The sequence below is a fragment of the Priestia sp. YIM B13486 genome (assembly GCF_042787865.1).
Classification (GTDB): Bacteria; Bacillota; Bacilli; order Bacillales; family Bacillaceae_H; genus Priestia; species Priestia megaterium.
On the sequence record NZ_JBHZOZ010000002.1, the window covers coordinates 434,235 to 447,391 of the forward strand.

The window sequence follows — 13,157 nt, forward strand, 5'->3', positions numbered from 1 at the left end:
AATAATTAACAATATGTTAACTGTTAATTTTTACGTATGAGGGGGAAACATAATGAAAAAAGCACTGATTAACATCGATTATACAAATGATTTTGTAGCTGAAAACGGAGCTTTGACATGCGGAGAACCAGGGAGACAAATAGAAACATTCATAAGCGATATTACGCGTCAATTTATTGAGCAAAACGAGTATGTGGTGTTCGCCATTGATTTTCATAAAGAAAATGATTCCTTGCATCCAGAATCAGCGCTGTTTCCGCCTCATAATGTTGAAGGTTCTGCAGGAAGAGAGCTATACGGAAAGTTAAATGATTTATATAATGTGTATCGATCACAGGCAAATGTAGAATGGATGAATAAAACGAGATACAGCGCATTTGCTGGAACAGATCTGGAGATTAAACTTCGAGAAAGACAAATTACCGATGTCTACTTAGCAGGTGTATGTACGGATATTTGTGTACTTCATACAGCAGTAGATGCCTATAATAAAGGATTTGCTATTTATATTTATGAAAAAGCCGTAGCAAGCTTTAATCAAAAAGGCCATGAGTGGGCGCTTGAACATTTTAAATCTTGCCTCGGGGCAGAAATTATTTAAGGACATAAAAGTGGAGGAAATCAATGAATATGTTTACAGATGACAGCGTAATGCTACACACCGATTTATATCAAATTAATATGGGAGAAACGTACTGGGAAGATAATATTCATCAAAAGAAGGCTGTTTTTGAAGTTTTCTTCCGCAAACTTCCTTTTGGAAATGGCTATGCTGTTTTTGCTGGATTAGAAAGAATTATTGAATATATTAAAGCATTTAAATTTAGCGAATCAGATTTAACCTACTTGCATGAAGAATTAGGTTTTAAAGAAGATTATTTAGCTTACTTAAAAGACCTTACGTTTACTGGAACGATTCGATGTATGCGTGAAGGTGAGCTTGTATTTCATAATGAACCAATTTTACGTGTAGAAGCACCATTAATTGAAGCTCAGCTCGTAGAAACAGCTATTTTGAATATTGTGAATTACCAAACGCTGATTGCGACGAAAGCAGCTCGAATCAAACATGTAGTAGGAGATCAAGTGGCAATGGAATTTGGAACACGCCGCGCTCAAGAAATGGACGCTGCCATTTGGGGAACAAGAGCAGCCTATATTGGCGGATTTGGTGCTACTTCTAACGTGCGAGCAGGAAAGAAATTTGGAATTCCAGTTGCAGGAACGCATGCTCATGCCATGGTGCAGGCTTATAAAGACGAATATATTGCATTTCATAAATATGCTCGTCGCCATAAAAACTGCGTGTTTCTAGTTGATACGTACGATACGTTAAAATCAGGAGTTCCCAACGCCATTAAAGTAGCAAAAGAATTAGGCGATAAAATTAATTTTACAGCGATTCGCTTAGACAGCGGCGATTTAACATATTTGTCTAAAAAAGCTCGTCAAATGTTAGATGAAGCAGGGTTTACAGAGACAAAAATTGTTGCTTCCAACGATTTAGATGAAGATACGATTATGCATTTAAAGTCGCAAGGGGCACAAATAGACATGTGGGGGATTGGTACTAAGCTCATTACTGCATATGATCAGCCCGCGCTTGGTGCAGTGTATAAACTCGTTTCTATTGAAGGAGAAAATGGCGAGATGATGGATACGATTAAAATTAGCGCAAATCCTGAAAAAGTGAGTACACCAGGATTAAAGCGCGTATATCGTATTATTAATAATTTGAATGGGAAATCTGAAGGGGATTATATCACGATGGAAGACGAAGATCCTCAAAGCGAAGAACGTTTAAAAATGTTCCATCCTGTTCATACGTTTATCAGTAAATTCGTCACAAATTTTGAAGCAAAAGAACTCCAGCATGATATCTTTGTAGACGGAGAGCTTGTGTATGAAACAGAAGAACTTCAGGAAATTCAGCAGTACGTAAAAGATAATTTAGAGCTGCTTTGGGATGAATATAAGCGCACGCGCAATCCTGAAGAATATCCAGTAGATTTAAGCGAAAAATGTTGGGAAAATAAAACGCGTCAAATTGCGTACGTAAAACAAAAAGTAGCAGAAGCCCTAAATAAAAAATAGTAGGGAGCTGGAGACATGTCAGATACGCTTGCTTATTTTCAACAGCTAAACCCTGATAAAAAAATAGATAAGCTTTTAGAAAAAGGAGCGAAAATTGGTATTTATGGTTCTTCTTTTGATCCGGTTACCAATGTTCATCTTTGGACGGCATCAACGGTTGCGCATCGAAAGAAGCTAGATGCTATTATCTTTTTGCCTTCATCGCACAAACGAACAGATAAAAAGCTCCAGACGTTGGATGAGCACCGTGTAAATATGGTTAGCTTAGCGATTAAAGATAACCCCAAATTTTTGCTCGATACGTATGAGCTAGACGTATTGCCGGGCTATCATTACACATACTACACTATGGAGCACTTTAAAAAATTGCTTCCACACGCTGATTTATTTTTTATTATGGGAGCCGACTTACTGCAAGATATTGGTGAAGGCAAGTGGAAGAAAGCAGATGAACTTATTAGTAAAAACCAGTTTATCATCATGGCAAGAGAGGGAATAGACATGTTGAAAGCTATTAGTCATTCTCCTTTGCTTCGAAATTATGACGACGGCCGGTTTCAGCTTCTTGATAAAGGGCTGGCGATGGAAATCAGCTCTACTTATATTCGTCAAGAATTTGCCCGGGGCGGAGAACCAAGATATTTAATGCCTGATCTCTGTTATTTTTATAGTAAAAAACATGGACTGTATCAGTAAGAAATCTACATATAATGGAAGGAGAGCATGTATCATGTCAGACATGCAAGAAAAAATAAGAAAAGAGCTACATGTGAAATCTGAAATTGATCCAGCACAAGAAATTCGTGCCCGCGTTGATTTTCTGAAAAGCTACCTAAAGTCAGCAAATGCAAAAGGCTTTGTATTAGGTATAAGCGGTGGGCAGGACTCTAGCTTAGCTGGACGATTAGCACAGATTGCTGTAGACGAATTGCGAAAAGAAGAATATGAAGCAAAATTTGTAGCCGTTCGCTTGCCCCATGGCACGCAGCATGATGAAGCGGATGCGAAGGCGTCACTAGAATTTATTAAACCTAATGAAACATATACGTTTAATATTAAAAACACGGTGGAAGCATTTGAAAGTTCGTTTACAGGTGCGACAGATATAGCGCTGTCTGATTTTCATAAAGGAAATGTCAAAGCACGTACGCGTATGATTGTACAGTATGCAATCGGAGGAGAAAACGGCCTTTTAGTTATCGGAACCGATCATGCAGCAGAAGCAGTAACAGGCTTTTTTACGAAATACGGAGATGGCGGAGCAGACGTGCTGCCTCTAACGGGACTAACAAAACGTCAAGGAAAAGCATTGCTAAAAGAATTAGGTGCAGATAAACGATTGTATGAAAAAGTACCAACAGCTGACTTGTTAGATAATAGTCCTGGTCAATCTGATGAAACGGAACTAGGAATTTCTTATGATGAACTAGACGATTATTTGGAAGGAAAAGAAGTATCACAAGAAGCCGCTGAAAAAATTGAACAGCGCTATCGTATTACGGAACATAAACGTCAGTTACCGGCTAGCATGTTTGATGAATGGTGGAAATGAGAGAAATGCCCATATTAGGTATATCTAATATGGGCATTATTTTGACTGATTTCTTTCATAAAACAAAAAAGAGGCGGAAAAAGTGTAATTTAACAAATTGTTTTCTCATACACACTTTGTTATTCTTACGCACTTTGGTATAATGAAGTGCTTTTAATATTATTGAGGAGGAACATTTTTTATGGCAGTTGAAGTAGGTAGCAAGGTACAAGGTAAAGTAACAGGTATTACTAATTTTGGAGCATTTGTAGAATTACCTGGAGGTCAAACTGGGCTTGTACATATTAGTGAGGTAGCTGACAGCTATGTAAAAGACATTAATGACCATCTTAAAGTTGGTCAAGAGATTGAAGTGAAAGTCGTTAATGAGAAAGACGGAAAAATTGGATTATCGATTAAAAAAGCAATAGATAAACCTGAAAGACCCTCATCTTCTTATTCACAACGCCCGCCACGTCAGGCAAGAAATAATGATAATCGTTCTAAAAGCAACTTCCAACCAAAGGAAAACTTCGAACAAAAAATGGCGCGTTTCTTAAAAGATAGTGAAGATAATTTATCTACACTAAAACGCAGCACTGAATCAAAACGAGGTGGCAGAGGCGGAAGACGCGGATAAATCCCTTCCACTTTAACTACTTTATTATATAGCTGAAGCAAGCCAATAAAAATTGGCTTGCTTCTTTTTTGTAATAGCTTAAGTACATGCGCTAGAAGAGTAAAGAGAAGGTTAGGTACTACTTGGTTGTAAAGTAGATGCCAATAGTGACAAGTGATGAGAGAAGATCAAGGATGAGTAGGATGAAATTTAAATCTATCATAATCATGCCTCCCTTTGTGCGAGCGTTGACGTTAGTATCTGCAAGATCTCATTTTATTATTCGTAATTTTTTAAAATTTCATTTAATTAAGTGCGATATTTTATATTAAATTAAACTATGTTCTAAATAATAAGTTATAAAATAAAAAGCGCTTATAAGAACAATTTTCTTAAAATAATAAAAAAACCTTATAAGTAAGCAAAGGAAAAGTAGGAATGAGTCCCTGATAAAAATAGCTAAATTAACAGAAATTCGTCAGTATTCTTATATATTCATCTAATCTCTTCATAATTTTAGGAATAAAAAAGTTACAGAAAGACGAGAAACAGACAAAATTCTTTATTTTTTGAGCATTAGTGCTTAATTTGCACGAATATATAAAATGATTCCATAGACTCAAGGATTTTATAGTAATATATAGAACTTCCATACTATTCTAGTTTTTAACTCACTAGCTAAGCGAAAGATGCGTATGTTCTGGGGATGAAGGCATACATAGTAGCACGAAGTATAGAGAGAAATGGAGAGGGAAAACAAAATGAAAAAAGTATCAATTCGGTCTGTATTAAGTACAGTAGCATTTTCGGTTGCTTTATCTTCTTTTGCAATGGGAGCATCCGCCAACGGAAATTCAAAACCAGCGCTTGAACCGTCTTTAGTTAAAATTCAAGGAGACTATAACTTAAAGTCGGCTAAAAAAGTAAAAGTTATTGTGGAGTTAAATGAAGAGTCTGTAGCGGAAGCAAAGAAAAAAGGAGTAGCGCAAAGTAAAGGAAAGATTAAAAAAGCGCGTGACGAAGTGAAAAAAGAGCTTTCAAAAGCTTCTAAAACTTCAAAAGTAAAGCGTGAATATGACCAAGTGTTTTCCGGGTTTTCAGCGGAACTTCCGGCTAATGACCTTGAAAAAGTAGCAAGTTTGCCCGGAGTAAAAGCTATTTACCCAAGCGTTGAATATCATACAACAGAAGTGAAATCGAAAGAAGTGAGCGCGGAAGAATACGGTTCTGAAATGGATAAAAGCATTTACTATGTGGGAGCAGATCAAGCGTGGAAATCAGGGTATACAGGTAAAAATATGACCGTAGCCGTTATCGATACAGGCGTTGATTACGACCACCCGGATTTAAAGTCAGCGTTTGAGAAATATAAAGGATGGGATTTTGTAGATGATGACAAAGATCCTCAAGAAACGCCTGCTGGAGATCCAAAAGGCGAAGCAACAACGCACGGAACGCACGTAGCAGGAACAATTGCAGCGGACGGGAAAATTAAAGGGGTAGCTCCTGATGCTCATTTACTTGCTTATCGTGTACTAGGGCCAGGAGGAACAGGTACAACAGAAGACGTGATCGCCGGTATTGACCGTGCGGTAGAAGACGGAGCGGATGTAATGAACCTGTCGCTTGGAGATACGATTAATAATCCGGACTTGGCAACGAGTATTGCATTAGATTGGGCAATGGAAGAAGGAGTAGTTGCCGTTACGTCAAATGGAAACAGTGGACCAGCTAACTGGACAGTAGGGTCTCCGGGAACATCTCGTGAAGCTATTTCAGTTGGTGCAACTCAGCTTCCTTACAATTTGTATAAAACGACATTAACTGTGGATAACGCAAGCTATGCTTCAGCTGAAGTAATGGGCTTTCCAAATGACGAGGCATTACTAGATGCAAGTGGTAAAAAGTATGAATTTGTACCTGTCGGACTCGGAAAACCAGAAGACTTTGAAGGAAAGGATGTAAAAGGAAAAGTAGCGGTTATTTCTCGCGGCGACATTGCGTTTGTAGACAAAGTTGACAATGCGAAAAAAGCCGGTGCTGTGGCAACGGTGATTTACAACAACGTAGAAGGGACAATCCCTGATATTCCAGGCACATCTCTGCCAAGTATTCGCCTATCAAAAGCTGATGGACAAGCTTTGGCAGCTTCTTTAGCAAAAGGATCCGTTACGGGCTCTTTTACTGCAACATTTGATCAGACAGTTGATGAAACAATGGCTGACTTTTCATCTCGCGGACCGGTTGTTGATACATGGATGATTAAGCCGGACATTTCGGCACCTGGAGTCGATATCATCAGCACAGTGCCAACCAATGATCCAAGCAACCCTCATGGATATGGATCAAAGCAAGGAACAAGTATGGCAGCACCCCACGTAGCAGGAGCAGCAGCGTTAATTTTACAGGCGCATCCAAATTATAAAGTAGAAGATGTAAAAGCATCTTTAATGAATACAACGGAACTGCTTCGTGACCGCAACGGGCTGGTTTATCCTCATAATACGCAAGGTGCAGGAAGCATGCGCGTAGTAGATGCAATTAAAGCAAAAACGCTTATTACACCAGGAAGTCACTCGTACGGTGTCTTTTATAAAGATAAAGGGAAACAAGTAGAAAAACAAAGCTTTAAGATTAAAAATCTATCAAATCACAGTCAAAAATACTCGGTCAAAGTAAAATTTAAGAAAAGCCATCAGGCAATTGACGTTAAATCAACAAACGATTTAGTTGTTAATGCAGGAAAAACGCAAAAAGTAAACCTGAATGTAAAAGTAGATGCAGGAAAATTATCTCCTGGCTATTACGAAGGGACAATTACCGTAAGTAACAATAAAGAAACGTACGATGTTCCAACCATCTTATTTGTAAAAGAGCCGGATTATCCTCGCGTTACTTCTGCGTATGTAGATGTACTTGGAAATGGATCATTTGAATACGGCAGTTATTTACCAGGCGGAGCAGAGAAGCTTAGCTATTACGTTTACGATGCAACGCTAGAAAAAGGGGAATTGTTAAGTTCGTATACGAATGTAGGAAAAGGATTCTCTAGCGCAACGTGGGACGGAAAGATTAATGGTGAAGCTCTTCCAGCGGGAACGTATTATTTATACGCAGAAGCAGTAAAAGCAGGTCAGACGACCGGTTCTTTAGGAGAATTCGAAATTAAATAAATAAAAAAAAAGAGTGCCAGTCTAACTGACACTCTTTTTTTATTGAGCCGTATATCCACCATCGATTACAGCAGCTTGGCCGGTTACGCCTTTTGCTAAATCACTTGCTAAAAACATGGCATAATCTGCAATTTCATCGACAGCAAGCAAGCGCTTTTGAGGAACAAGAGGATAAATGACTTCTTCTAGTACTTTTTCAAGCGCTACATTTCGCGTACGTGCCAAATCTTTTAATTGATTTTGAACAAGCGGCGTATCAACATAACCAGGGCAAATCGCATTTACCGTAATGCCGTGCTCTGCACCTTCAAGAGCAGCCACTTTCGTTAAGCCAATTACGCCGTGCTTAGCGCTATTGTACGCTGCTTTTCCTGAGAAACCAATCAAACCGTTAATGGAAGACATGTTCAAAATGCGGCCGAATTTTTGCTTTTTCATAATAGGAAACGCATGCTTAGTCGCAACAAAAGGTGCAACAAGCATAATTTTCGTTAAAAGTTCAAATTTTTCAGTAGGAAATTCTTCGAGAGGGGAAACAAATTGCATGCCAGCATTGTTAATTAATACATCAAGGCGGCCATATGTTTCAACCGTTTGAGCAATCATTTGTTCAATATCACTTTCCTTTGTCACATCTGCTTTAATGCCTAATGCTTCGTAGCCTTTTGTCTTCAATTTATCTGCTGCTTTCTTAACGCCATCTTCATTTAAGTCAGTTAAGACAACAGTCGCTCCGTCTTCAGCAAAGCGCTCACCAATTTGATAACCAATACCCTGAGCTGCACCTGTAATTAACACAATTTTGTTTTCAACCATCGTTTTTTCCCCCTTATATGTAGAAAATATAAAATCGCTTACTTTTCCATTTTATCAAAAATTATCTTAATTTAGCGAGTTTTTTAACTATACTTCACGCGAAAAGAATGGGTGTGGGAAGGGGTGTTTACTATCTTTACTTCCACATTGCTAACAGAAGCGAACGGTGAGGGACCTTTTTTTATTTCTTCAATAAATTTTTGGATGTTGCTTTCTTCACCTTCAGCATCAATTTCGACTTTTTGATCGTCTCGATTTCGTACCCATCCGTTAATGGAGCATTCCATTGCTTTTAGCTGCGTGTAGTGACGGAACCCAACTCCTTGAACGCGTCCGTCCACAATCATATGCACATGTTTTTTCACCGTTTTCACCTCACAGGCAATTTTCCCTTTTTTATAAAAAAGAAAACAACTACAATCTTACTTTTCACTGTATAATAGAAAAAGACATTGTAAGACTTTAACAGTTTTGATGTAGATTAAATAAGAAAGAAGGGTTATGAATGCAAGCAGCAGCACGAACGCAGCAAGCGCAGCCGGCGACGATTTATCGTATTTTATTTGCTATTAGTTTAGGCCATTTCCTAAATGATTGTATGCAGTCCGTTATACCGGCACTTTTTCCTGTCCTTGAAAAATCGATGAATTTAAACTACACGCAAATCGGCTGGATTGCCTTTGCTTTAAACATGACGTCATCGATTATGCAGCCGGTGTTCGGCGTATTTGCCGATAAGCGTCCCTCGCCATTTTTATTGCCAATTGCAATGTGTTTAAGCATGATTGGTATGGTTGGGCTCGCTTTAGCGCCAAATTTTTATTTTGTGATTATATCTGTCTTATTTGTAGGATTCGGCTCAGCTATTTTTCACCCCGAAGGTTCTCGCGTAGCGTATATGGCAGCAGGGGGAAAACGGGGGCTGGCGCAGTCTATTTATCAAGTTGGCGGAAATACAGGACAGTCGATGGCTCCGCTATTTACGGCATTTATCTTTATCGGATTTGGTCAGTTTGGAACGATTTGGTTTACGTTAATTGCAGGTATCGGCGTAGTGGTTTTGTATAGCGTCTCTAAATGGTATAAATCGGAGTTAGCTACTCGTCAACGCTTAAAGAAAAAGCAGTCAGATGCTTCATTTACGATGAACAAGCAAATTATTTTTGCAGTTGGACTTTTAATTTTTCTAGTTTTTGCACGTTCATGGTACGGAGCAGGCATCCTTAATTTCTTTCAGTTTTATATCATTGAAAAATTTAATTTGCCTATCAAAAGCGCTCAGCTTTACGTTTTTTTATTTATGATTGCAGGGGTGTTTGGAACATTCTTTGGAGGTCCGCTTGCCGATCGTTTCGGAAAACGAAATATTCTATTGTTTTCTATGTTAGGTTCAGTACCGTTTACTTTATTACTGCCTCATGTTTCTCTAGGAGTGGCAGCACCTCTTTTAGTACTAATCGGCTTTATTCTTCAGTCAAGTTTCAGCGTCACGGTCGTCTATGCTCAGGAGCTGATGCCAGGAAAAATCGGCTTGGTTTCCGGCTTAATTGTAGGTCTTGCTTTTGGAATGGGAGCTTTAGGAGCTGTTGTATTCGGTAAATTAGCCGACGTCTTCAGCCTTCAGTTTATTATGCTGTTTTGCAGCTATCTTCCAATTCTAGGGCTGCTAACATGGCTGTTACCGAGCGATAAGCGTGTGAAAGAAATGCACGAAGCAAAATAAGAAAAAGAAAAAGCAAACGCGCCTTAGCGTTTGCTTTTTCTATGAGCGTGAAGCAAATTTCAAGACGGATTCATATTTTTCTCCTACAATAGAGACAATAGAAATTGAAAATCGAAAGGAAGAATCACCTATGATTAAGCTAAGCGTATTGGATCAGTCTCCTGTTTCAAGCGGATCAACACCAAAGGAAGCGTTGAAACGCACGGTAGAGCTGGCTAAATTAACGGAAGAGTTGGGCTACCATCGCTTTTGGGTAGCGGAACATCATAATACGAATGGTCTTGCGGGTTCATCTCCGACACTATTAATGACGCACTTAGCTTCTCAAACGAGCCGAATCCGCATTGGATCTGGAGGAGTCCTTCTTCCTCAATACAGTCCGTATAAAGTAGCAGAAGATGCTCAGCTGCTTGAAAATCTGTTTCCGAATCGAATTGACTTAGGTCTTGGACGGTCACCTGGAGGTGATGCGCTTACCCGGCTAGCGCTGACAGATGGAGTTCGTAAAAGCCTCAATGAATTCCCTCGGCAAATTCAAGCGTTAAAAGGACATCTTGAGCATAATTTGCCGTCGGATCATCCGTATTACGGCGTGACGGCTTATCCGCTGAGCGAAACAAAGCCAGAACTGTGGCATCTTGGTATTAATAAAAGAGGAGCGAGATCAGCTGCTGAATTGGGCATCTCTTTTACGTTTGGACACTTTATTTATTCAGTTGGAGGACAAGAAGCCATTCGTCATTATAAACAAGAATTTATCCCTTCTTCGTATCAATCAACGCCTAAAACCAACGTATGCGTATTTGTAGTATGTGCAGAAACAACAGAAGAAGCTGAGGAACACGCTAAAACGTTAGATGATTGGCTGTTGAAAGTAGCTAAAGGCGGAGATACAACGGTTTCATCGATAGAGGAAGTGCGCAATCGTTCTTATTCAGAAGAAGAGCTCAAAAAAATAAGCACCAATCGTCCTCGTATGATCGTAGGAAATCCAGCTGAAGTAAAACAAGGATTAACTCAGCTGCAGCAAAAATATGATAACGACGAATTTTTAATTATTACAAATATCCATGATTATGAAGCAAAAAAGAAGTCTTATGAACTGCTTGCAGAGCTATTTCCTCAACCCTCATTTTTTTAAGAAAAAGATGGGGTTTGTGAGTAAGCTATTGATATGAGAGGAGGGGAAGAGTGGGTAATAGGCGTTTGCCCCATTTTTGCCCCACTAATTACTTAAATAACGATCTAGCTTAGTAATGTTTTCAGATTCATATTTTTTTGTAATATGAAGATATACATCAGCTGTCATTTTAATGTTAGTATGTCCCAGCCGATCGCTTACGAATTTAATGTCAGCTCCGCTCTCTAATAACATAATTGCATGAGTATGTCGTAAACCATGAGGGCTTATGTGATGCAGTTTAGCTTTGTTAGTAATAGCCTTCATAATGTTAAACCAATCGATAAGAATCTCTATTTCACCTCCTTTAAGTAACTTGTGTTTAACATTAGTTATTTTTATGTATATGGATAACCCCCATTGATGCTATAGAATATTTCAACTGAAGCAGGTTGAGCCATTAATACTTTCTTTATTGCGTATGATACCTCAGATTGTTTTACGTCTCTTTTAAGATTCGATATACTGACTTTTTCAGACTTTTCAGTGCTACTGTAAATAATCTTAGTTGCTCCGTTACTAAAAATTTTGATTGTATTCGTATCCTCACTTTGGTGTTTAAAAAAAGAAACGAACGTTTTTCTTCCTGCAGTTACATCTTTAAATCTCAAGTAAATCACCTCTATTAGGAATGTATGTTCTGTTTTAAGGTAAAGTTAATCCTTAATTTACTCGTGAAAGAGTAAGTTTAGAGGATAGTGGTTTAGAAGTTTAGCTTTTTAATAAAGCGCGGAATAAAGATTATACATCCTATTAATTAGATTCAGAGTTAAGCGGTAATTTTTCTATAATTAGCGGATCAAAGCCTATTAAGTAACCATCGTAAAAAGTGCAAACACCATATTTTTCTTTATACCAATCTAATGCTTCTTGTAAAAAATTTTCTGTTACATTTAAAAAAGAAGCAGTTTCATATCGGTTTGTACAATTATTACGAAAAGCTTCAATAAGACGAGACAAAAATAATATTTCGTTGTAGCCCCAGCGGCGAGCTAACTTTTCCTGCTTTCGGTTATAGTAGAATTATATCAACAAAACCATATGAGGAAATGGTGGAATTATATAAAAATAAGAATGTAAAGACAACTTTCTTAAAACTATTTCAGTACGGAAATTCTCCAATTATCATGGATTGTAAAATGTCGATTAGATTTAAAGTCCAGAACAATGATGATAGAGTACATAATTTAGACATGAACATACCTATAAAACTTTGATGAACGAACAGATGAAACGTGAAATAGACCATATAAAAAACGTGGAGTCCTATGTTGCAATGAATGACAAAGAGGAACAAAAAGAATTATTTAAACAGGAAATTACATCTGCTAAATGGACTTATCCTAATAAAATTGAAAAAGTAGTGTCTTAAGAAAAAGTATTCTAATAGTTGGATGTTTTTTTATTTATTATGATGAAATGACGACAAATTGTTTACTTAAGTAACATAAATAAAAAAAGAACAGTAAGTGTTGTATTACTTGCTGTTCAATATCACCAAAACAATTGACCATCAGGTGAAAATGATGATGTGATGAAGGCGTTAAAAGTGTGGGGTATATAAATATGTAGCAATTATGATATTGTTACTCTTTAATCTAATACGTTATCTAATAAATATAAGTAATAAATTTTTGGTAATTTCATTATTTTTTTGGTGGAATAGGTATATGTCTATGCCTTATTACTGATTTTACATAGTCTAGACTGTAACCTATTTGAAGGAGAGATAATATGGATAACATAAGACAAGGTTTAGATAGACATGGAGGCATGGGCGGATTCCCTGGTATGGGCGGATTCCCTGGTATGGGCGGATTCCCTGGTATGGGCGGATCACCTGGTATGGGCGGATTCCCTGGTATGGGCGGATCACCAGGCATGGGCGGATTCCCTGGTATGGGCGGATCACCAGGCATGGGCGGATTCCCTGGTATGGGCGGATTCCCTGGTATGGGCGGATCACCAGGCATGGGCGGATTCCCTGGTATGGGCGGATCACCAGGCATGGGCGGATTCCC

The 13,157-nt window shown here is 38.3% G+C and carries 12 protein-coding genes; 8 read left to right on the plus strand and 4 right to left on the minus strand.

The genetic code is table 11. The features are described 5' to 3' along the window. The first annotated feature begins 52 nt into the window (after positions 1–52). From ACFX4G_RS06385 to ACFX4G_RS06410, 6 genes are all read left to right on the plus strand, one after another. Positions 53–601: a cysteine hydrolase family protein gene (locus ACFX4G_RS06385; RefSeq protein WP_043982237.1), complete on the plus strand. Its 549-nt coding sequence runs from the start codon at positions 53–55 to the stop codon at positions 599–601. A gap of 23 nt (positions 602–624) precedes the next feature. After that, entirely contained in the window at positions 625–2,094 is a 1,470-nt protein-coding gene (locus tag ACFX4G_RS06390) for a nicotinate phosphoribosyltransferase (RefSeq protein WP_377573399.1), read from the plus strand. Between the two features lie 15 nt (positions 2,095–2,109). Continuing rightward, positions 2,110–2,790 carry a nicotinate (nicotinamide) nucleotide adenylyltransferase gene (nadD, locus tag ACFX4G_RS06395; protein WP_025752246.1) on the plus strand — a complete coding sequence of 227 codons (681 nt, stop codon included), beginning with the start codon at positions 2,110–2,112 and terminating at the stop codon, positions 2,788–2,790. Between the two features lie 34 nt (positions 2,791–2,824). Further along, entirely contained in the window at positions 2,825–3,646 is an 822-nt protein-coding gene (nadE, locus tag ACFX4G_RS06400; RefSeq protein WP_013083029.1) for an ammonia-dependent NAD(+) synthetase, read from the plus strand. 181 nt (positions 3,647–3,827) lie between these two features. Then, positions 3,828–4,265, plus strand: a complete 438-nt coding sequence (locus ACFX4G_RS06405; protein WP_013056909.1) for a S1 domain-containing RNA-binding protein — start codon at positions 3,828–3,830, stop codon at positions 4,263–4,265. A gap of 740 nt (positions 4,266–5,005) precedes the next feature. Then, a complete protein-coding gene (locus ACFX4G_RS06410) occupies positions 5,006–7,417 on the plus strand; it encodes a S8 family serine peptidase (RefSeq protein ID WP_377573402.1) in 2,412 nt (803 codons plus the stop codon). Positions 7,418–7,456: 39 nt separating this feature from the next. Here ACFX4G_RS06410 and ACFX4G_RS06415 read toward each other — a convergent pair whose 3' ends face one another. Both ACFX4G_RS06415 and ACFX4G_RS06420 read right to left on the minus strand, forming a co-directional pair. Beyond that, positions 7,457–8,233, minus strand: coding sequence for a 3-hydroxybutyrate dehydrogenase (locus tag ACFX4G_RS06415; RefSeq protein WP_025752250.1), 777 nt, complete (start codon positions 8,231–8,233; stop codon positions 7,457–7,459). Between the two features lie 83 nt (positions 8,234–8,316). Further along, on the minus strand, positions 8,317–8,598 hold the full coding sequence (locus tag ACFX4G_RS06420) for an acylphosphatase (protein ID WP_028408645.1): 282 nt from the start codon (positions 8,596–8,598) through the stop codon (positions 8,317–8,319). Positions 8,599–8,738: 140 nt separating this feature from the next. Between ACFX4G_RS06420 and ACFX4G_RS06425 the strand changes: the two genes are divergently transcribed. Beyond that, positions 8,739–9,956 carry an MFS transporter gene (locus ACFX4G_RS06425; RefSeq protein ID WP_377573405.1) on the plus strand — a complete coding sequence of 406 codons (1,218 nt, stop codon included), beginning with the start codon at positions 8,739–8,741 and terminating at the stop codon, positions 9,954–9,956. A 130-nt stretch (positions 9,957–10,086) separates the two neighbouring features. Then, entirely contained in the window at positions 10,087–11,097 is a 1,011-nt protein-coding gene (locus ACFX4G_RS06430; RefSeq protein ID WP_043982309.1) for an LLM class flavin-dependent oxidoreductase, read from the plus strand. 84 nt (positions 11,098–11,181) lie between these two features. Here ACFX4G_RS06430 and ACFX4G_RS06435 read toward each other — a convergent pair whose 3' ends face one another. Both ACFX4G_RS06435 and ACFX4G_RS06440 read right to left on the minus strand, forming a co-directional pair. Beyond that, positions 11,182–11,403 (minus strand): tyrosine-type recombinase/integrase, encoded by a 222-nt coding sequence (locus tag ACFX4G_RS06435; RefSeq protein WP_097823511.1) that lies wholly within the window; start codon positions 11,401–11,403, stop codon positions 11,182–11,184. A 71-nt stretch (positions 11,404–11,474) separates the two neighbouring features. Beyond that, a complete protein-coding gene (locus ACFX4G_RS06440) occupies positions 11,475–11,747 on the minus strand; it encodes a DUF1827 family protein (protein WP_176521228.1) in 273 nt (90 codons plus the stop codon). Positions 11,748–13,157: the final 1,410 nt, after the last annotated feature.